Genomic DNA, 20780 nt, shown 5'->3' on the forward strand with positions numbered 1-20780 from the left:
TTCAGCAAGGGGGAAATCGGGGCCGTTAGAGGGTTTACGTAGTCGTGCAAATCCTTGGTAGTCACATGGTCATCTTACCCGCGGAGCAATTTCTCCGGCACCTCGATCACGCGGTCGCCGGGGGCGACGAAGAACCGGTCGTCCTGTTCGCGGTCCACGATGGCTCCGCCGGTGAAGGTGCCAAAGGAGGGGAGGACGAGGACGTTCCGGCGCTGCAGGAAGCAGGGCAGGCGGAGCGAGGTGCGCTTGCCATCGGCAATCTTGGCGACCGGGTGCCAGTGGGCGGCGACTACCGGCCGGTCGTCCGGGGCGTCGGCCGGATCGTGAACGAGATGGACCCCGGCGTGCTCCACCGAGTCGACGGCGGTCAGCCAGTGGGGGAGGCGGGCGATCTTGCGATCGTGATTGCCCAGCACCAGCTCCACGGGCAGGCCGACTGTGAATAACCACGTTTCCAGCAAACGTTCGATCTCGATTGAAAGCCCGGCGGGAGAATGGAAAAGGTCGCCATTGATCACGATACGCGTGGCCTGGACTTGTTCACAAAGTGTTCCCAATCGATTCAGATCTGCATTGCTGTCGCCCTCTGGAACGGCGAGTCCTTTTGCTTGAAACGCGGTCGCTTTGCCGAGGTGGAGGTCGGCTACCACCAGGGTTCGATCCTGGAGTAGGAGGGCCTTGCCGGGGAGGAGTTGGAGCGTTTGATTGAAGTGGTCCAGGGTCACTTGTTGGCGGCTTGTTCTAGCTCTTGGAGCATTTGTTCAAATTGATGGGCGGGATCACCGGCCGGCATGGTGGCGAAGAATTGCTCAGCCCAGAGAGGGAATGCCATCGGAGTTAGATGCGGCGTTTCGATCAATCGTATGGGGCGTTGCTGGAGATCGAGGAGCGACTCACGGAGCCTGCTGAATTCGAGCTGCTTCTCCAAGATTTCCCGCTGGGACTGGAGAAGGAGGAGGTTGTTCGGATCGTAGCGCTCCAGCACTTCGAAAAGCAGGCGCGAACTCGATTGAAGCTCTCGTTGGCCTTGCTGTTGACGGCCGGGGAGTTGCTGGAGGATGAGGCCAGCGACGCGCGCGACCTGATGAAATTGCCGACGAGCCAGCTCCGCCGTGTTGAGGCAGGCGATCACGTCCTCCAAAAGGTTCTCAATCGATAGATTCAAACGAATGATTTCCTCGCTGAGGTGGAGGCCGCGGGTGGCGGTGAGGCAGAAGCCGTAGTCGTTCTGGGTAACGGCGACGCTCTGATTCAAACGGAGGCGATAGGCCATCAGGGCACCAAGTCCTTCGTGAACCAAGCGCCCGGCCAAGGGGTAAACAAACAGGTGTTCACTTCCTTTTGACCGGGTGTGTTCAACCAGCAGGGTCCGGTCGTCGGGGAGCGCCGACCAGCGGCGCTGGATTTCCAGGATGGGAGCGACCGCTTTCATTTCGGGCGATGCCGGGCCCTCGCCGCGGAGGCGGGCAGCCATGGCATGGGCGAGTTCGGTGGAGAGCGGCATCTTGTTTCCGCCCCAGATGGCGACGTTTCCCTTGGCGTCGCGCTTGGCGGCCCGGACGGTGGCGATGCGCTGGTGGAAGCGAACCAGCTCCAGCTTGCGGCCGGCGAAGATGAGCAGGTTGCCGGGTTTCAAACGGCTGATGAATCCCTCTTCCACGGTGCCGAGGGTCTGGCCGCTGGCGAAGCGGACGCTGACATGGGCATCGGCCGAGATCGTGCCGATGGACATGCGGTGCTGCTGGATCAGGCGCTTGTCGTCAACGGTGAAACGACCGTTTTCGACCCGTGCCTTGCGGTACCGCGGGTAGGCGGCGAGGGCGCGACCTCCGCTAGAGATGAAGCCGAGGCACCAGTCCCATTCGGTGTCAGTCAGGTCGCGATAGGCGTGAGTGGACTGGATTTCGCTCCGCATCGCGTCCGGCTCGAAGGGCTCGCCAATGGCGCAGGTGACGAGGTGCTGGACGAGCACGTCGAGCGGCTTGAGCAGGGGGCGGCGGGCCTCGATGTGGCGGGCGCGGGCGGCGTCGCGAGCGGCTGCGAATTCCACCAGCTCCATTGCGTGGGTGGGCACTCCGAGCACCCGGGAGACCTTTCCCGGCTGGTGGCCCGAGCGACCGGCGCGCTGGAGCAGGCGGGCGATCCCCTTCGGCGAGCCGACCTGGATGACTTGATCGACCGGCGAGAAGTCCACCCCCAGATCAAGCGACGAGGTGCAGACGACGCAGCGCAGCCGGCCCTCGCGGAGGCCTTGCTCGACCTTTTCCCGCTCGGCGCGATCCAGCGAGCCGTGGTGCATGGCCATCACCTCGGCCCAATCCGGCTTGAGCGACAGCAGCTCTTGGAACCACAGCTCGGTCTGGGAGCGGGTGTTGGTGAAGAGCAGGGTGGACCTGGCCTTTTCCAACTCCCGCACCACTTGCTTTGCGAGGCGGGTGCCGAGGTGGCCGGACCACGGGAAGCGGTCGATTTCCTTCGGAATGAGGGTGTCGATGCGGATCTCCTTTTTCAGGTCCGCGGAGACGGTGACTGCGCCTTCGGCGGCGGTGCCAAGCAGGACCTCGCGGGCCTCATCGAGGTTTCCGAGGGTGGCGGAGAGGCCCCAGATCCGGAGTTCGGGAAACCAAGCTCGCAGGCGGGCGAGGCACAGCTCGGTCTGGACGCCGCGCTTGGTGCCGAGCAGCTCGTGCCATTCGTCCACGATCACGGCGCGGAGCCCGGCGAGCTTTTGGCGAGTGTCGTCGTGCGTGAGCATCAGCGACAGGCTTTCCGGCGTGGTGACGAGGCCGAAGGGCAAGCGCTTTCTGAGCCGGGCGCGGATGGCGGACGAGGTGTCGCCGGTGCGGGCTTCCACCGGAAGCTGCGGCGCGAGGATTTCCAGAGGTTCGCGGAGGGAGCGGAGGGTGTCTTGGGCGAGGGCCCGGAGGGGGGTCAGCCAGACGACCGAGCAACCGTCCGGCTTCTCCTTGAGGGCCTCGGCGACCGGCCCGAGCCACACTGCGAGGGTTTTCCCTTGGCCGGTGGGGGCGTGGAGCAGGCCGGATTTGCCGGCGGCGTAGGCTTTCCACGTTTCCTTCTGAAAAGGAAACGACCTCCAGCCGCGCTGCTTGAAGAAGGGCTGGAGGGGATCGGTGGGCATTGGTGGGCGTCAAAAAGGGCACCCATCCATCCGGGATGCGGTGCCCTGGGAATCAGCACGGGGAACCGGCCGCCGCAAGTGCCGGTTACTTGCTCAATGCTGCTGCGGAGGCGACGCCCGCGATGATCACGAGGACAAAACCGACCAACATCAGTCCCAAGGAAATCAGGAGCACGATGCCGACGAATTTCCAGAAGCCGCGCTGTTCTTCGAGCGCCTGTTCGAGATCCGCGGCAGACCGGGTGGACATGAGGCGCAGGATCGAGGTGCCGTATTTCCAGAGCTTCACCGCAGGGAAAAGATACATCAGGGACATCGCGATGTAGAACAGCCCGACGACGGTCTGGATCCAGCCGAGTCCGGCAGCGGCGGAGCGGCTCATGCCGCCGATGGCACCGCCGGCAATCATCATCAGGCCGGCGAGGATCATGAAGCCCGCGAAGACGAATCCCATCACGGAACACAGCCGGACCCATGGCTTGGTGCCATTGAGAGCCTGGATGACGCCAGGCGAGACTTGGCCGGTGGCGGTGGGGTAGGTGCTGCCGTAGGCGCCGGTCTGATAGGGATTGTCCATGATGCGGCCTATCAACCTTAACCGGGCACAAATGCCAAGCCGAGTTTGTTAGTCCGGCTTGGGCTCCCGGAGGACGACCGGGATCGGGTCCATCGACTTGCCGCCGGCGAGCACGCGGTGCGGGAAGGGGATTTCAATTCCTTCACGGTCGAAGGCTTCCTTGAGCCGCAGCGGCAGCTCGTTTTTCACCTTCAACACGTCCTCCTTGATCGTCCACGCGCCGATCATGAAGTTGAGCGACGACTCGCCGAAGCCGTTGAACACGATGATCGTCTCCGGTTCATCGAGCACCGCGGGATGGTCGTCGGCCACCCCGCGCAGCACCCGCATCACCCGGTCGATCGACTCGGTGTAGGCCACGCCGATGGTCAGGTCGATGCGCCGGATCGGGTAGCGGGTCACCGTCACCACCGTGTTCTTTACCAGCATCTCGTTCGGGACCCGCACCGAGCGGTTGTCGAAGGTTCGCAGCGTGAGCGCCATCAGGCCGATCTCCTCGACGGTGCCGGTGATGTTTCCGACCTCGATGATGTCGCCCTTTTCAAAGGGGCGCTCGCCGACGATGAACAGGCCGGAGATGAGGTTCGACAGCGAGGTCTGAGAGGCGAAACCAATCGCCACGCCGGCGATGCCCGCGGCGCCGAGCACGGCGGCCAGATTGAAGCCGAACTCCTGTAGCACTGCTACCAGCACCATCAGGTAGCCGCCGTAGCGGACGATCCGCGCCAGCAAGTCGCCGCCTTGCTGGCCCAGCCGGTGGCGCAGCAACCGCGACAGGACCCCCGAGACCAGCAGGACCAGCGGGATGCCGGTCACCGCAATGATCAGCGCCTTGGCCATCCGCTGGTAAGACGGATTGTCCCAGAACTCCCCAATCAGGTCGGCCAACATCAGTCGTGCGGGTGAGTGACTCCGAGGAAGGTGGAAAACGCCTCCTTCAGCATGCTGCGCCGCACCCGGCCGAGCCGCGGTGCGGTGAGCTCCACGCCACCGGTCGCTTCGCCGAACGGCTTGCTGGCAAAGGTGACGCCGCTCAGCGAATCGTCCTTCTCGCCGGTGCGGATGCGGGCGTGATTTGACCACAGCCGGCCGTAGTGCTCGAAGACCGACAGGTGACCGGTTTCGTAAAACAGCCTCTCGAAGGGCCGTGAGTGCGAGCCGGAATTGGCGATCTCGATGGTCGAGATGATCGACATCTCCTGCCAGTCTTCCGGCACGAATTGGCGGCGGGCCCGCGTCTTGACCGAGTAGCAGAGGGTGCCGGAGATCGGCGTGCCGTGCCACGTGTTGGAAGGCGGATCGCTGGGCCACGCGTTGAGCCGTTCATACTGGCCCTCGCTGTGGGCGTTCAGTTCGATGAAGGCGGGAATGCCCACGTAGAACGTGGCCCGGGCGCGCGGCGAAAGGTTCAGCGGCGAACGCGGGCGGATGATCACCGGGCGATCCGGGAAAACCGGACGGAAGCGCAGCTTCACGTCTTTCTCGCCGCGATCCCAGCGCTGCCAGGGCAGGTCGTCCGGCGGCATTTTGGCGTCGATCAGGCAGTCGCATTGCGAGCCGTAGAGAGGGGCGACCCGCCATTCTTCCAAGATGCTCAGCACCACCAGCGTGAGGTTGCCGAAATTCGCGCACAACCACTCGCCGTCCTGCAGAGTCCGTTCGTGCCAGCGTTCGGTGGCGGCCATGGCGTGACGATGAAAAGGCGAGCGCCGTGCGGCAATGCCGAATCGTCCCTGCCGTGGATCAACCTCCGACGCGGACTACGCGCCAGAACCGTTTTGGCCCGGCGGAAAAGGAAATTGTGCGGACCGTGGTGCCGCGATTCACCCGTCCTGTCAGGTTTGTACCCACCGGTAGCCAATCGTCGAGTTTGGTGCCGGATTCGACGCGGTAGGTGCTGCCGGGATTGCTTTGCCACTCAAGCTCGGCGGTCGTCGCGGCAAGGGAAAAGCCCACCAACTCGAAATCGCCATTGTTCACGTGGATCGCGCCGATCGCGTCGAGGTCGAAGCCGCCGCTGCCGACCACCGGGTAAGGATCGTAGATCGGGCGGTTGTTGCTATCCTTCGTCGTGCCGCTTCCGATGATGTCGATGATCTTCACGAAGGCCACGCGCTGCTTGTCGAACTGGGGCGAGTCGGGGAGTGCGGCGAGATCGAAGGGGGTCCCGAAGCCTGCCTTGTATTTGCTGGCGAGGCCATTGATGTTTGTTGCCTCCATGTTGCTGGCAAGGGGGCCTACAACGCCGGGGGTCAATGAGGCATTCGGGAAGCGGAAAAAGTTCACGCCATCGCTTGAGACCTCCACGAAGGCAAGTTCCAGGAAGCCGTGACTGATAGAGTTCTCGAAGATCGCGAAATCCGCACCTGTCCCATCGCGCAGCGGATGGGGAAAATACATGGTGATCCTCCCGCCGTTGCCGAGGGTGACGATATCATAAACGTCATCGGTAGCGGCCCCCGTGGCCTTGGCAGGCGTCTTCCAAGTGGCATCGACATCGGTCCCATAAACGAGCTCCGAGTGACCGCTCGCCCATGCGACGAAGCGCGCGTCATCCTTCGAAATCGCCTCGGTGCCGGACGTATTTGCCGCCCCTGAGTAGGGACCGGCATGGAGGACGGTGGGGATGAGGAAGGCGAGCAGGCGGAGTTTCATAATTCGCGGCGGATGCCGAGGAGGAGCTGTCGTCCGGCGGCGGGATACCAGAGCCCGCTGTATTTCACCGTGGCGTAGCGCTCGTCGAAGAGATTGTTGATGCGGCAGTAAAGGGAGAGGCCGGGCTTGGGCTCGTAGCGGAGGAGCAGGTTCGCGACGCCATACGATGGCAGCTTCTCGCGGGTGTTTTGGAAGTCGTTTCCTTCGAAGGCATCGCCGACGTGCTGGTATTCAGCCTGCACCGTCAGGCAGTCGGTCGGGCGGCAGGCGAGGGTGGCGGTGAACTCTTGATTCGGGACCAGATAGACTTCCTTCCCTTGATACGGGCCGTTGCGAAACTCGGCCTGTAGCGCCGTGAAATGAAGCGCGGCATCCCACATGCCCGACTGGTAGCCGACCGTGGTCTCAAGTCCCATCCGCCGTGTGTCGGCCAGATTCACATTGATGTTCTGAAGGTAGTCGTAGGCGATCTCGCCCTCCAGCCATTGGGCGAAGCCGTTCACGCGAAGGGTCCATGCGTCGGGTGTCCATTCCGCGCCGAGCTCAACGTTGTGACCGGTCTCGGCGTGCAGTTGATCGTTGAAGGGGACGGAGAGGGGAAAGCCTTGATAGGAGGCGATCTCGTCGGTCGAGGGCAGGCGATAGAGCCGGTCGTAGCGAAGCCAGGCGGAGATGTTGTCCGAGGGCTCCCAGCGGATGCCGGCTTGGAAGGCGGTGTTCGATTCGTCGCTGCCGCGGGCGAAATTCAAGGCGGGGTCGGTGGGGAAGACGAAGCTGTTAGAACGGGCATCGACCTGCGAATGTTCCCAACGTGCGGAAGCGCTGAAGTGCCAGGATTTCCATGGCTCCCACTCCGCACCGGCGAAAACGCCCGCGATATCGCGCTCCAACGAGGCGTCGGTGGTGCGGTTCACCCGCTGGATCTCGGCGAACTGCGAAAGCTCCAGGGTGTCCCGACGGAAAGACAGACCGGCTTCCGCGGACCACGACTCGCCCGAGATTTCAAACCGCGGGGCAAGCGTGTAGGTGTTGAGGAGATTGTCCGAGTGGTAGCCAGGCCCGAAGTTCCATTCGAGATCGCGCTGATAGATGGAGAGCGGGATTTCGAACGACGGGCCGTCGCTCTTTCCGAAGATCAGAGACCCGTCGGCGGTCCAGCGGGTCTGGTCGCTGAAGTATTGGTCCGCTTGGCCGGACTGCGCGTAGATCGACTGGCGCGGGTCGAGCAGGTAGCGCTGCTTCGTCAGCGGACCGGGAAAGCCACCGCTTTCCTCTGCCCACGAGACGCCGAACTCCGCGCCGATCCACGGGGCAAGTTGCTTGTCCCAGCGTAAGGCTGCCGTTTCCAGTTCGCTGAAGGCATTGTCCCGCCAGCCGTCGGTGAAATTCCGCTCGGCATCGAAGGTGATCCCGTTCCCATCGATCAGCCCTCGATGGCTCAGCCGCGCCAGCGTGTAGCCGTCGCTACCGGCTGCGGCCTCAACTACGGTGGATTCCGTACTTCCGCCGCGTGTGATCAGATTGATCACGCCGCCGACCGCGTTGTCGCCGAAGCGTGCGCTCTGGCTGCCGCGCAGGATTTCCACGCGCTCCAGCCGAGCGATGGGGACTTCCAGCCACGAGACGCTGGCCATGTCAGGGCGATTCACCGGGCGGCCATCCACCAGCACCAGCACGCGGGAAGAAGAGTTCTCGCCGAAGCCGCGAAGGTGCACCGAACTGCCCGAGGAATTGCCCGAGGTGCTGCTGAGGCGAATGCCGCCCTGTGTCGCCAGCAGGTCGGCCACCGAGCGGACGCCGGATTTCGCGATCGTTTCCTTCTCAATGACCGTGGCGCTGCCGGCGAAGTGCTCCGGCAGCACCGAGTCACGATCGGCCTCCACGACAAGCGCCGGCAATTCCTCCTCCTCTTCTCCCGGCGCGGTGGCCGGGAAAAGCGGAAGCATCACCGCCGGGATGGCGGAGAGGAAGGCACGGCGCATGGCGCGGAAGGGTCAGCGGCGACGACGGCGGGCCAGCAAGGCCAGCCCGGCGAGAGCGGCAAGCGCCGTGGATGGCTCCGGCACGGACAGGAGATTGTCCATGGCGAAGTAGGCGGGCTTGTTGATGAAGCCGAAGCTCTGGTCGGACGAATCGAAGGAGAAGGTCAGCTTGTCCACCGTTCCGAGGGAGGAGAGGTTCACCCACCTCCACTGATCGACGATGTAGTCGGAAGACGAATCGCCCCGGTAGTCCGCCAGGTAGAAGTCCACGGTGCCCATCGCGGTGGCTCCGTTGTAGCCGTGGATGGTCAGGCGCAGGTAGTCCGGATCGGTGCCATCGTCTCCGCCAAAGGGATCGGAGAAGCCGTCTCCATCGCGGATGGAAAGCGCGGCGTAGGTTGCGTTCGTGAACCACGCGCCGAGACCGGTGAGGTCGGTCGGGGAAGGGAAGGTGATCGTCGGGCCTTCCTCTCCAACAGCGGAACTGCCGGACGCCATCACGAAGTTTCCGGAGCCACCCGCGCCGCCGCCGGCAAAGGAGCTGTATTGGTTTCCGAAGCCGGAAGTCGTGGTGTCGCCGTGGTTCGAGTAGCCGAAACCGGACCAATAGGTGTATCCGGGGCCGGTCGTGGCGCTATTCTGGAACGTGGCGGTGCCGGAACTGAACGTGGAGTTCACGGTGCCCTCCTCAGCGGGGTAGTCTCCGCTCCAGTAGCCTTGCGAGCCGGGATCCAGCTCGTCGAAGGTGATGACGGCAGCTTGAGTGGGAAGGGCCGCTGCCAGTGTGATTCCCGCCGCAAACAATGAGCGGGGGACCGTCGTGAGCGTCCGCATGAGGGACGCCGTCTTTGGGTAGTGCATGTCTTTGGAAATCCGTGAACCCGAGATCCGCGGGTTCGGTCAGATGAATCCTTCAGGCTGGCGATCTGGCTTTCCCGCGTCGTTCGTTGGACGGCGAGGGATTACAGTGGCGGTACCGCTCCGGAATTGCACCGGATTCCCCATCAATTTCCTGCCCGTGCCACGGGCGTCCTGAATGGAGCCGCGGCTATCCCGCGGCGGGCGCAGGGTGGCGGCTCGGAGGCGGATGCCAAGATGGAAGTGAGAATATCGATTCCTTCTTGGTCGCTTCCCGGTAACGGGCCTTTTCGGCAGCCTCAGCCCCGGCGGGCGGCCTCGATTTTGGCGATATCAATCTTGCCCATCTCCATCATCGCCGCGAAGGCGCGCTTGGCCTCCGCTCCGCCAGTGGCCAGCGCCTCGATGAGGACGCGCGGCGTGATCTGCCAGGAAAGCCCCCAGCGGTCCCTGCACCAGCCACAGGCGCTTTCCTCGCCACCGTTCCCCACGATCGCATTCCAATAGCGGTCTGTTTCCTCCTGCGTGTCGGTTGAGACCTGAAAGGAAAACGCCTCGCTGTGTTTGAAATCCGGGCCGCCATTCAGGCCCATGCAGGGAATGCCGAGCACGGTGAAATCGACGGTCAGCACGTCGCCTTCCTGCCCTGACGGATAGTCGCCGGGCGCGTGGTGGACGGTGATCACTTCGCTGTCTGGAAACGTGGCGGCATAGAAGCGTGCCGCGTCGAGCGCGTCCTTGTCGAACCACAGGCAGATCGTGTTTTTCGGAATCTGCTTTTTCATGATGAAAGCCGCAAGGATAGGCACGATCCGGGGAGGCGTCATCGGAAACTTGGTCATTGGAAAATCGCGAGTGCCGCGACCTTCAGGATCACCGCCCGATTTGGCGACGATCATCCTATTCCACGGCACCTTCGAAGGGCTCCAGCCACTTCACCGAGTCGATCAGCGGTTCGCTGAGCAGCTTGCGCTTGCTGCCGTCGGTGCCGATCAAGTGCAGGTTCTTTCCATCGCTCCACGCGATACGGCCATCGGCGGCTAGATCATAGGCGAGGACGTGGCGGGCGAGTACGGTTTCCGAGCCATCCGCCGCGCGCTTCACGAGTTCCCAATCGGCGGGAGCGAGCGCGCCATCGGGCGAGTTCGTCCGGCTGGCTTTCTGGACATCGATCATGCGGCCGTGGATCCACATCCGCACGGGTTCCGGGCCTTGTTGCTTCGGCCCGCCGGAGGTGGTCAGGGGCTTCTTGCTGACGAGGTGGGAGAAGATCTGGAAGAAATCGATGAGCGCGCGGAACACGCGGAAGGGGAATAGCAGCGTATCCTTCAACGTGACCCACAACGAGGGCTTCGGGCCGCCGGGGCCTTCGTAACTACGACGGATGTAGTAGAGATTGCCCGCCGTATCGGCCTGCGGTGCGAGGTAGTCACGGGCAGGATCTTCCAGCACTGTTTCCAGCTCTCCATTGGCGAGGTCGATCCGGTGGATGCCGAAGGGACCGAAGCCGCGGACGTGGCCTTGCGGGTCGCGGGAGAGGCCGGCGGAATGATAGAGGATTGCTTCCCGGTCCGGCACCCACGATGGGGCGGCATCGATGGAATCGCCCTCGGTCACCGGCTTGGCATGCCGGCCGTCCGGTTCCAGCACTGCGAGGTGCGAGACCTCTTCATCTCCGAAGCGGCAGGCGATGCGGCCGTCGCCGGGGTGGCGGTCGAACTCGGAAACCTGGAAGCGCTCGCGGTGGAAGACCCGTCGCTCGTGATTCTCGGTGAAATCGAAATCCAGCACCGCGCCGACAACGCCGGTCCACAGGGCATAGACCATTGACTCCGGACGGTCGCCGCCGGTCACTGCGACCACCCGCGGGCGGATCGAGGTGCCGCGCGGGACGCCGCGACCGCCCCATAGCGAGGAACGGTTGAACATGCCGCCGGCAGCCTCCTGATCGCCGCGCAGCCATGAGTTCTTTTCGGCGGAGCGTTGTTCGCGGCGCTCGATTTCGGCGGCGAATTCGCAGTCATGGCGCTTCGACGTGCCGTCGGTGGCGGCCACGATGAGGCGGCCGTCGGCGAGCAGGGCGATGCGGTCGTTCATGGTGCCACCGGTCTAACACAGCCGGGGGCTGCCGAAACGCGGAAAAAGCGCGGGGAGTTTTGGACCGATGATAGGATGGATGGGCATCAGGTCCATGGAGGCTGACTCGATCGCAATTGCCGTCGCTATCCCTCTTATCTGCGTTCATCAGTGTCCATCTGTGGTTGAAGCTCACCAGTCGATTTGAGGTGAGCCCGTTCCCAAAAAATCATCAACCGCAGATTACGCAGATGGACGCAGATTAAGAAGATTGGCTGCGATGGGGAGCTAGATGGATGGGGTTTTTGAGATGGGTGCTGGACCGACCTGCAGCGCAGAAATGGAGACATTCACCGTTCGGCGCACTACTATCCAGGCGGGATGAATCCCGCATTCCCAGCGGGCTTCAGGCCGGGTGTCATGTCGCAAGCGCTTCGAGCATCAGGGCGGTGGCGACGAGCGGGCAATTTTCGCGCATTTCGCCGGCTGGATTCTGGAACGAGCCGTCGGCGGCCTGATCGGCGATGAGTTCCTTTAGCAGGGTAGGGGAAATGCAGCCCGATTTGGCCAAACTACGGGCAGTGTAGTATTTCAAATCGGCGGGGCCTTTGCCCGGAAACTGGTTGAGCCATTCTTTGGCAGCCTTTGCCCGGGGCGATGCCGGGTTTTCGCCACAGAGCAGTAGGGCTCGCAGACCGTCGGCGGTGGCGCTGGCGTAGGACTTGTAGCGGGTCTTTCCCGAGGGATCGGTACCGGCGATGCCGGCCTTGTTGCGTGCGGGGTCATCGGCCATTTGTAAGAAGCCGCCGTCGTCGAATTCGCCGCGGCCATGGTTCTGGCAGGTGAGCACGAAAGCGAGGGCCTTGCGGAATACCGGATCATCGGCTGGCAATTCGGCAGCGCGCAGTCCGTCGAGGGCCATCACCGTGGCGGCCAGGTTTGGCTGTTGCATCGGGGAAAGCTCCCCGGAGGCTGGCGGCGGGACGGTGGAGTAGGACCAGCCGCCGCTGCCGGGGCACTGGAGTTCCAGAAGGCGATCCTTTGCCACGCTGGCCAAGGGTTTCAGATCGGGGAGCCGCACTGTGCTTTCCAAGATGGCCGAAGCGAGGTGCACCGGATACTCTTCAAGGAGGGCATTCCGATTCTCTAACAGCCAGCCACAGGCTTTCCGACAAGCGGCTTCCGCAGATTTTTCGCGGGCCAGTGATCGTAGCACGACCGGCGTCAGCGCGCGGCCGTCGCGGAAGGCTCCGTAGGTGTCGGACCGCCATGCTCCATCGTGAGACTGCTGCTTCAGCAGCCACGCGATCGCCGCGGACCGCGGGTCGGGCAGCGTGCCCGTCCCGCCGCCCGCGACGGCGTGCCGCAGTGCCCATGGGGCGACCACGACGAGACGCAGGAAGTCCGACCGCTTCATTTCGCGGCCGGAGTGTTCTCCGCCTCATTCTTCACCACCACCGGCGCTGGAGCGCGGTCGGTCATGAGCACCATCAACGCGCTGGCAGTGCAGAAAGTTCTCCCGGTGATGCAGTGGAGGCCGGCCCACGAGCCGTCGGCGTTCTGGGCACCTTGGAGGGTCGTGGTCATCGACTTGTCCCACTTCGTCCATTCGTCGCCGCCCTTGCTGCGGAGCGCTTCGCCGATATTCATGTAGCTGATGAATTCCTCGCCGCCGTTGTTGCCGAAACCGGCGACGAAACCTTTCTCACCGGCCCGCTCGGCGACCTGCTTCAAGAGCACCTTTTGGTCGGCATCGGCCTTGTCGATCTTGGAGATTTCATCCTTGGCCTGTTCCTTTTGTTCCGGTGTGGAGGCGGGCGCTTGCGCGGTTTTTTCCAGCTCCACGCGGCGTCCGGTGTTGTTTTGGTAGAACGAGGTCATGCCGCCGAGCTTCGAGGCGTAGCGGTAGATCTCCACGCCCGCGTCGCCGACTCCGGATCCTGCTCCTACACCAACGCCACTCGCCGCAACGGCTCCGGTTGCGCGGTCCAGGCCGGTGGCATTTTGAAGGTGGTCCTTTTCCAACGCCGCGAGATCGACCTTTGCGCCCGCGGCGAAGGCCGTATTCAGCGCGCGGCTGCAGATGCCCTGCGATAATGTGGCTGCCCAGCCGCTGTTGCCGGCGAAGGCGCCGTCCTCGGCCTGATGCTTCTGGATCTTCGCCACGACCTTATCGAGGAGTTTGCTCCGCCGTTCTTCGTCGGTGGTATTCGGGAAGCGGCCCTTGAGATCGGACAGGATCTGCGCGGCGAGGAAGGTATCGACGTAGCGGCCGATCTTCGACTGGAGCTGGGTGTCGCGGACCTTGGTGACGAACAGGCTGTCGTCATTGTCCGCCTCAAGCTGGGTCAGGACGAAAGCGGCGGCCTTGGCGGCAGCTTGTGAGTGCTCGCCGGTGTCGAGCTTGATGCCGGCGCGCAGGAAGGCCTGCAAGGCAATGGCGGTATTGCCGAGGTCGGACGGGTCGGGGACGTTCGCGCCCTCGACGCGGCCGCCACCACCGCCATCGGTCTGGAGATTGGTGCGCCAACCGCCGCCCTGGCCCCAGCCGCCGTCGGAATTCTGGACCTTGGCCAGCCAGGCGAGGCCGTTTTTCACCGGATCGCCGAGCGGCTTGGGCGGCGGCAGGTCGGCGGGCTTGGTCGTCTCCTCGGCGCGTTTTGCGGCTTCGGCCGGTTTTTCTGCGGGCGTTGCAGGTTGTGCGGGAGGGGCTTCCTTGGTGACTTCAGCGACGGGCGCAGGCTCCGCGCAGAGGAATTGGGCGGCCCACATCAGGCTGGCCGCCAGGGGTAAGATTCGGAGTTTCATGGCGTCTCAAGGTTGACGACCGGGGCGGAAAGCCCCGTGTCCATGAGATAAGACCCCGCTGACCGCGGATTCTTTGGTAAATCGTTGGTAAATCACGCAGCGAGCAGTGGGGCTTGATTGATCCGCCCGCTCCGCTTTCCTCCCTGCATGGATTTGGATGCCCTGAAAGCCGCGCTCGCTGCGTCACCCGACAATATCCCGCTGCTGATGCTGGTGGCGAAGGCCCACGAGGATCATTTCGAGCTGGCCGATGCGCTCGCGCTTTTCGAGCGGGTGGTGAAGCTGCAGTCCGATCATGCAGACGCTTTGCTCGGGATCGCGCGTTTGCTCGATCTCTCGGGCGAGAGTTCGCAGGCGATGGTGCGTCTCGAATCGCTCTGTGCGCTGAAGCCGAAATTCGCCCCGGCGTGGCTGCTGCGTGCCCGCATCGCGCTGGATGAAAAGGACGCGGTGGCGGCCCGTGGTTTCTACGACGTCGCCGTCGATCTCGATCGCTCGGTGGCGGATGACGAGTTGCTCGCCGCCATCCTCAAGGCGGGCGGTGGACAAAAGCGCACCGCGATGACCTCCGCCGGACCGGTGGAGATCGACGATGACGATGACTCGCCCTTCACCGGCATGGATGCGGTGACCGCCCGCGAGCTCGACCTTGAGTTTCGCGTGAGGGCGGACATCAAGTTCGGCGATGTCGGCGGGATGGAGAAGGTGAAGGAGGACATCCGGATGAAGATCATCCACCCGCTGAAGAATCCCGAGCTCTTCGCCGCCTATGGCAAGAAGCCCGGTGGCGGGGTTCTGCTCTACGGCCCGCCCGGCTGCGGGAAGACGCTGCTGGCCCGCGCCACGGCGGGGGAGATCAATGCCTCCTTCTTCTCGATCGGCCTCCACCACGTGCTCGACATGTATATCGGCGAGAGCGAGCAGAAGCTGCACAAGATCTTCGAACTCGCCCGCAAGGCTGCGCCGGCGGTGCTGTTCTTCGATGAGATCGACGCGCTCGCGGCCGATCGTCGTGACATGCGCCAGTCGGCGGGGCGGGGGATCATCAACCAATTCCTGGAAGAACTCGATGGCTCGCGCTCCTCGAATGATGGCGTGCTCATCCTCGGTGCGACCAACGCCCCGTGGCATGTCGATGGCGCCTTCATGCGTCCCGGGCGCTTTGACCGGCTGGTCTTCGTGCCGCCGCCGGACGAGGTTGCGCGGCGGGAGATTGCGGGCATCCATGGCCGCGGCAAGCCGCTGGTGGACTTCGATCCCTCGGCCATCGCGAAGAAGACGGAGGGCTTCTCCGGTGCCGATCTAAGGGCGGTTTTCGATCTGGCCACCGAGGCGGCGCTTACCGAAGCCATGCGCAAGGGCGCGGTGGTGCCGGTCTCGGGGAAGATGCTGATGAATGCCAGCAAGGAGGTGAAGCCCTCCACCCGCAAGTGGTTCGAGAGCGCGAAGAACTATGCCCTCTATGCAAATCAAAGTGGCTTCTACGATGACGTGCTCATTTACCTCGGCCTGAAGAAATGAGCGAGCTCCTGATGCGCGCCCGGCTGTTGCGGGACAACCGGCGCTTCCCTGAAGCCGTCGCGGCGCTGCACCAGCATCTGGCGGCGGATCCCGACAGCTTCATCGCGCACTATGAGCTGGCGGTGACGCGTTTCCTCGAGGGAGAGAGTTATCGCAAGGCGCTTGAGGATATCGACAGGGCCATCTCCCTTTCTCCGGAGAATCCGTCTGCATACGCGATTCGCTCGGCGATCCTGCTGGCACTGGATCGTGACAATGAGGCGCTGGCAGCGGCTGATGTGGCGCTCGGGATCGATCCCGAGTTCGCCTTTGCGTGGGTGTGCCGCGGGAAGGCTTTGCTGGCGAAGCATGTGTTAGGCGACGCGGAAGCGGCGGCGCGCAAGGCGCTGGAGCTGGATCCGGATTTCTCCGACGCTTCCAATCTGCTCTCCACCGTGCTGCGACTCCAGAAGCGCTTCGGTGAGGCGGAGGTGGAGATCGACCGGCATCTCGCCCGCGACCCGGAGAATGCTTGGACCTTCGCGACGGCTGGATGGACCGCATTGAATCGCGGCCAGCGGGACAAGGCCGAGAATCTCTTTCGCGAATCGCTGCGGCTGGATACCGAGCTGGAGCACGCCCGGCTCGGGCTGCGCGAGGCTTACAAGGCGCGCTCGTTCTTTTACCGGCTGTTCTTGCGCTGGGTCTTTTTCCTCCAGCGCCACTCGGAGAAGAACCAGTGGCTGATCATCATCGGGATCTTCATTGCGTTCCGGTTTGGCCGGATGCTGCTGACAGCGATCCATCCCTTGGCGGCGGTGCCGCTGATCATCGTCTACATGATGTTTGTGTTTGGGAGTTGGCTGGCCAGCGGGCTCGGCCATTTCCTGCTGCTGAAGGACCCGCTGGCCCGGCTTTCACTCACGCGCAGCGAGAAGCTCGATGGCGCGCTGGTCGGTGGCTTGTTCTTCATCGGACTCGCGCTGTTGATTTGCGGCGTGACCTTCTTGCCGATTGGGGTGGCTCTGCTCGGCGGTGCGATGATGGCAGCCGCGGTTCCTGGAAGTATGGTTTGTGACAATCCGTCGACCAAGGGTCGTGTGGTCTTCGGGGTCATCACCACCATGATGCTCATCTGCGGGGCGATCCTTTGCTGGCGAACCTTTGGGCGACTGCCGGGCGAAGAATTGATTGGCGACCAGGACGTTCTGTATGTCGCTGTGGCCAGTATCGGATTGTTCATCACTACCTGGATCGGCGGGATTCCGTCGCTGCGTCAGGCAAAGCCTCGTTGAGGGGAAGATTCGCTTCTTTGGGCAAGGCGGGGCGGATGTGACGCGTATCGGTCGATAATGAGATCGATGTGTTTGTGGCTGGCTTGTGCCGGCGCGGTGATGGCGGAGGTGCATCCGCGGCTGTGGTTTCGCGAGGATGCGGAGGGAGCGGTGAAGCAGCGGATCGCCAATGATCCGTTGGCGCGGGACGTCCAGGCTCACATCGTGAAGCGAGCGGAGAAGGTGCTCGACGAGCGCACCTGCGAATACCGCATCCCTGATGGGAAGCGGCTGCTTTCCGAGTCCCGGCTGGCGCTGCACAACGTACTGCATTGCGGCTGGGTGTGGCGGACCACGGGTGATGTGCGTTTCAAGGAGCGCACGATTCGCGAGCTTGATGCGGCTTGTGCGTTGAAGGACTGGAACCCGTCGCATTTCCTCGATACCGCCGAGATGGCGACCGCGGTGGCGGTTGGCTACGACTGGCTGTTTCCCGCGCTGAGTGATGAGCAGAAGCGGCGCTATGAGGACGCGTTGTTAGAGAAGGCGCTGCGTGTCGTGGGCGAGAAGCATGCGAAGACCGGCTGGTGGAAAGGTGCGACGAACAATTGGACGCAGGTCTGCGGCACCGGCATGGCGCTGGCGGCGGAGGTGGTGAAGGAGCGGGATCCGGCGCTGTGTGAGCCGCTGGTGGAACATGGGAAGAAGCAGATCGAAAGCTGCGAGAGTTTCTATCTGCCCGACGGTGCTTACCCTGAGGGGCCGTCCTACTGGCACTACGGCACGAACTACGAGGTGCTGCTGCTCGCTCAGCTCGGGAAAGGAATCAAGGTGCCGGAGGTTTTGCGTAGGAGCGGTGATTTCATGCGGCACGTCACCGGGCCGACGCGGGTGACCTTCAACTACGCCGACGGCAATCCGGGGGCCGAGGTGCCGTCGCCGGCACAGAGTTGGATCGCCACGCATTTCAAGGACGTGGAGCAGGCGGCGCATGTAAGGTCGTTGTTAGAGCGGTCGCTGAAGGAAGGCACGGGTAACGGGACAACCGGCGACCTGCGCTTCTTCCCACTGCATCTGCTGTGGTTGCCAGAGGCTCCCGGTGCTGGCAAAACCGGGCCCGGCTACTTGGGTGCGCGCTTCAATGGCGAGCAGTCCTTTGCCTTCCTTCGCACGGCATGGACGCCAGACGCGGCGTGGCTGGCCGTCAAGGGCGGCACCGGTGCGGCCAGCCATGGGCATCTCGACGCGGGAGCTTTTGTTTACGAAGCGAAGGGCGTCCGCTGGTTCCACGACATCGGCAAGGACGACTACAACATGCCGGGTTACTTTGGGAACCAACGCTGGGATTACCTGCGACTGAACAACCTTTCGCACAACACGCTGGTTATCGATGGAAAGCTTCAAGCCACGCCGCGAGAGGGGTGCACCGTTTCCGAGATATTCTCCGGTAACTCCAAGCTCGGAGTGGTGGTGAAGCTCGCGCCTGCCTATCAAGGGCAGGCTCAGGTGGTGGACCGCTCGTTCACCTTCGACCTCAAGGACGGTTCCGTGCGCACGTACGACATCGTGACCAAGCCGGTCGGCCCGGTGCGCTGGGCGGTGGTGACAAAGGCAAAGCCGAAGATCGAGGGTTCTCGCGTGACGCTTGAGGTTTCGGGCAAGCGGCTGGTGCTGGAACGCCACGATAAAGCGGGTGGCGTGTGGGAGGAGTATTCGCTCAAGCCGAAGACTGAGCGGGAACAGCAGAACAAGGGTTTTTATCTGATTGGTTTTAGTGCGCCGAGGGCGGATGAGTTGAAGCTCGAAGTGAGCTGGAAGGTCGAGTGAGTCACTGATCTAACAGTAGCAGGGCCATCTTGGCCCAGTCCGTTGAGGCGGCCTCTCGCCTCCTCAAGAATGCACGGGGCGAGACGCCCCGGCAACGGACTGGAGCGAGACGCTCCAGCTACGTGAAGAGAGCGCCACCAAGGAAAGCGCACGCAAAGAAAACGCCCGCCTCCGGAGGAACCGGAGACGGGCGGGGTGAGAGGGGGGCGGGTGCCGCGGTTGTCAGCGGGAAACCTGAAATTACTCGCCCAGGCCGAAGCGGACGAAGCGCTTCACCACGAGGGTGTCGCCGACTTCCTTGCCCTTGGTTTCCACCAGCTTCTTGATGGTGGTGTCCGCGTCCTTCACGAAGGCCTGCTCGAGGAGCACAGCTTCGGAGAAGAACTTGCCGATCTTGCCTTCCACGATCTTCTCGATCATCGCTTCCGGCTTGCCTTCGGCGGCGAGCTGGGCGCGGTAGACGTTCTTTTCGGCTTCGATGATGTCGTCGGTGATCTCGTCGCGGGAGAGGCCCTTCGGTGCCATTGAGGCGATGTGGAGGGTGATGTCCTTGACGAGGTCGCGGAACTCTTCCTTGGACGCGGTTTCGCCATTGCCCGCGGAGACTTCGAGAAGCACGCCGACCTTGCCACCCATGTGGATGTACTGGGCGATGGCACCACCGTCCTGCAGATCGAAGCGTTCGAATTTGCGGAGGCGGATGTTCTCACCGAGCTCCAGGGTCTTGGTCTTCACGAAGTCTTCCATGGAAAGGTCGCCGATCTTCACGGCGAGGGCTTCCTCAAGGGTCTTCGCGCTGGAGGCGGCGAGAGCGTCGGCAATCTGGCCGACGAAGGCCACGTAGTTGTCGTTGCGGGACACGAAGTCGGTCTCGCAGTTCACCTCGATCAGGATACCGGTCTTGCCGTCGCCCGAGAGGCGGGCGGCGATGATGCCTTCGGAGGCTTCGCGGTCGGCCTTGGCGGCAGCCTTCATCATCCCGCGCTTGCGGAGCAGGGTAACGGCTTCTTCGATGTCGCCGTTGGTTTCGGTGAGGGCCTTCTTGCACTCCATCATGCCGACATTGGTCTTCTGGCGGAGTTCGTTGACGAGGGATGCGGTGATCATGGGAAAAAGAAATGTATTGGGATTCGAATGAAAAAGCGGATCGGCGTTTGAAGGCCTGATCCGCGGAAGGGAACCGGCTGCGGCACTAGTCCGCAGCCGGGAAAGAGTGACGGATCAGCCCTTCTTGGCGGCGACGATCGCGTCCACCAGGTTCTGGAGGACGATGCGGATCGAGCGGACGGCGTCGTCGTTGCCAGGGATCGGGTAGTGAACGATCGACGGGTCGGCGTTGGTGTCAACGAGGGCGACGATCGGGATCTCCAGGCGGCGGGCTTCGGCGACGGCGATCGACTCACGGGCGGAGTCGACGATGACGATCGCGTCCGGCTTGCCTTCCAGACCGCGGATACCGCGGAGGTTGCGGAGCAGCTTTTCGCGCTCGCGGCCGAGGGCGGAGAGTTCCTTCTTGGACATCGACTTGAACTCCGGCTGCTTCTCGATGTTCTCGAGCCACTTGAGGCGTTCGATCGACTTCTTGACGGTGGTCATGTTGGTGAGCATGCCGCCGAGCCAACGGTGATTGACGTAGAATTGACCGGTCGCTTCCGCTGCTTCGCGGACGGCGTCCTGAGCCTGGCGCTTGCAGCCGACGAAAAGGATCTTCTTGCCCTTGCCGGCAAGGCCCGAGAGGAAGTCGGAGGCCTTGTCCAGGCACTTCACGGTCTGCTCGAGATTGATGATGTAAATGCCGCCCTTGTCCTTCATGAGGTAGGGCTTCATTTTCGGGTTCCACTTCTTGGTCTGGTGACCGTAGTGGACGCCGGCGTCCACCATATCGCTGATGAGTTCGTTGATCATGGGATGTGATAGGTCCCGCCTTGATTCAGGTCGGGCGATTCTTGGAAAACCCGCCGCTTTTGGGTCCCTTGTGGTTTTCCGTTGGTTGCGTGGCGGCGTGCGAAGGGGCGGACGAAATAGGGAGGGGCAGGGGGCTTGGCAAGGGAAAAGGGCTGGAAATGAAAGGCAAACGCCTCCTC

At 63.1% G+C, this 20780-nt stretch carries 17 protein-coding genes and 1 riboswitch; of the genes, 3 read left to right on the forward strand and 14 right to left on the reverse strand.

Annotation, left to right across the window (positions count from 1 at the left end; translation table 11 throughout):
• Positions 1 to 74: 74 nt before the first annotated feature.
• The 12 genes from pdeM to OKA05_RS00165 form a co-directional block, all read right to left on the reverse strand.
• On the reverse strand, positions 75 to 725 hold the full coding sequence (gene pdeM / locus OKA05_RS00110; protein WP_264485043.1) for a ligase-associated DNA damage response endonuclease PdeM: 651 nt from the start codon (positions 723 to 725) through the stop codon (positions 75 to 77).
• Positions 722 to 3139, reverse strand: a complete 2418-nt coding sequence (locus OKA05_RS00115; RefSeq protein WP_264485044.1) for a ligase-associated DNA damage response DEXH box helicase — start codon at positions 3137 to 3139, stop codon at positions 722 to 724. The genes pdeM and OKA05_RS00115 overlap by 4 nt, the downstream gene beginning before the upstream one ends.
• Positions 3140 to 3224: 85 nt before the next feature.
• Complete coding sequence (locus tag OKA05_RS00120) at positions 3225 to 3716, reverse strand: DUF5362 family protein (RefSeq protein ID WP_264485045.1); 492 nt, start codon at positions 3714 to 3716, stop codon at positions 3225 to 3227.
• A gap of 48 nt (positions 3717 to 3764) precedes the next feature.
• Positions 3765 to 4607, reverse strand: coding sequence for a mechanosensitive ion channel family protein (locus OKA05_RS00125; RefSeq protein WP_264485046.1), 843 nt, complete (start codon positions 4605 to 4607; stop codon positions 3765 to 3767).
• Positions 4607 to 5401: a DUF432 domain-containing protein gene (locus OKA05_RS00130; protein ID WP_264485047.1), complete on the reverse strand. Its 795-nt coding sequence runs from the start codon at positions 5399 to 5401 to the stop codon at positions 4607 to 4609. Before OKA05_RS00130 ends, OKA05_RS00125 begins: the two co-directional genes overlap by 1 nt.
• 58 nt (positions 5402 to 5459) lie before the next feature.
• Positions 5460 to 6371 (reverse strand): hypothetical protein, encoded by a 912-nt coding sequence (locus tag OKA05_RS00135; RefSeq protein ID WP_264485048.1) that lies wholly within the window; start codon positions 6369 to 6371, stop codon positions 5460 to 5462.
• Positions 6368 to 8353, reverse strand: a complete 1986-nt coding sequence (locus OKA05_RS00140; protein WP_264485049.1) for a TonB-dependent receptor — start codon at positions 8351 to 8353, stop codon at positions 6368 to 6370. The genes OKA05_RS00135 and OKA05_RS00140 overlap by 4 nt, the downstream gene beginning before the upstream one ends.
• 12 nt (positions 8354 to 8365) lie before the next feature.
• Positions 8366 to 9214 carry a DUF4465 domain-containing protein gene (locus tag OKA05_RS00145; protein ID WP_264485050.1) on the reverse strand — a complete coding sequence of 283 codons (849 nt, stop codon included), beginning with the start codon at positions 9212 to 9214 and terminating at the stop codon, positions 8366 to 8368.
• A 38-nt stretch (positions 9215 to 9252) separates the two neighbouring features.
• Positions 9253 to 9404: riboswitch (cobalamin riboswitch) on the reverse strand.
• Between the two features lie 106 nt (positions 9405 to 9510).
• Positions 9511 to 9996, reverse strand: a complete 486-nt coding sequence (locus tag OKA05_RS00150; RefSeq protein WP_264485051.1) for a VOC family protein — start codon at positions 9994 to 9996, stop codon at positions 9511 to 9513.
• Positions 9997 to 10111: 115 nt separating this feature from the next.
• Complete coding sequence (locus OKA05_RS00155; RefSeq protein WP_264485052.1) at positions 10112 to 11308, reverse strand: TolB-like translocation protein; 1197 nt, start codon at positions 11306 to 11308, stop codon at positions 10112 to 10114.
• Positions 11309 to 11705: 397 nt separating this feature from the next.
• Positions 11706 to 12704 (reverse strand): prenyltransferase/squalene oxidase repeat-containing protein, encoded by a 999-nt coding sequence (locus tag OKA05_RS00160; RefSeq protein WP_264485053.1) that lies wholly within the window; start codon positions 12702 to 12704, stop codon positions 11706 to 11708.
• The gene (locus OKA05_RS00165) at positions 12701 to 14095 is read right to left on the reverse strand and encodes a prenyltransferase/squalene oxidase repeat-containing protein (RefSeq protein WP_264485054.1); all 1395 of its coding nucleotides are present in this window, start codon (positions 14093 to 14095) and stop codon (positions 12701 to 12703) included. Before OKA05_RS00165 ends, OKA05_RS00160 begins: the two co-directional genes overlap by 4 nt.
• A gap of 147 nt (positions 14096 to 14242) precedes the next feature.
• Here OKA05_RS00165 and OKA05_RS00170 point away from each other — a divergent pair, with 147 nt between their 5' ends.
• From OKA05_RS00170 to OKA05_RS00180, 3 genes are read left to right on the forward strand one after another with little or no spacing between them, the layout of a single operon-like run.
• A complete protein-coding gene (locus OKA05_RS00170; protein WP_264485055.1) occupies positions 14243 to 15616 on the forward strand; it encodes an AAA family ATPase in 1374 nt (457 codons plus the stop codon).
• On the forward strand, positions 15613 to 16890 hold the full coding sequence (locus OKA05_RS00175; protein WP_264485056.1) for a tetratricopeptide repeat protein: 1278 nt from the start codon (positions 15613 to 15615) through the stop codon (positions 16888 to 16890). Before OKA05_RS00170 ends, OKA05_RS00175 begins: the two co-directional genes overlap by 4 nt.
• 57 nt (positions 16891 to 16947) lie before the next feature.
• Entirely contained in the window at positions 16948 to 18696 is a 1749-nt protein-coding gene (locus tag OKA05_RS00180) for a heparinase II/III domain-containing protein (RefSeq protein WP_264485057.1), read from the forward strand.
• A 240-nt stretch (positions 18697 to 18936) separates the two neighbouring features.
• Here the strand turns inward: OKA05_RS00180 and tsf are convergent, their stop codons facing one another.
• On the reverse strand, positions 18937 to 19803 hold the full coding sequence (tsf, locus tag OKA05_RS00185) for a translation elongation factor Ts (RefSeq protein WP_264485058.1): 867 nt from the start codon (positions 19801 to 19803) through the stop codon (positions 18937 to 18939).
• Between the two features lie 114 nt (positions 19804 to 19917).
• Positions 19918 to 20601, reverse strand: a complete 684-nt coding sequence (gene rpsB / locus OKA05_RS00190) for a 30S ribosomal protein S2 (protein ID WP_264485059.1) — start codon at positions 20599 to 20601, stop codon at positions 19918 to 19920.
• Positions 20602 to 20780 lie beyond the last annotated feature (179 nt).

Source organism: Luteolibacter arcticus (assembly GCF_025950235.1).
In the GTDB taxonomy this organism is placed as follows: Bacteria; Verrucomicrobiota; Verrucomicrobiia; order Verrucomicrobiales; family Akkermansiaceae; genus Haloferula; species Haloferula arctica.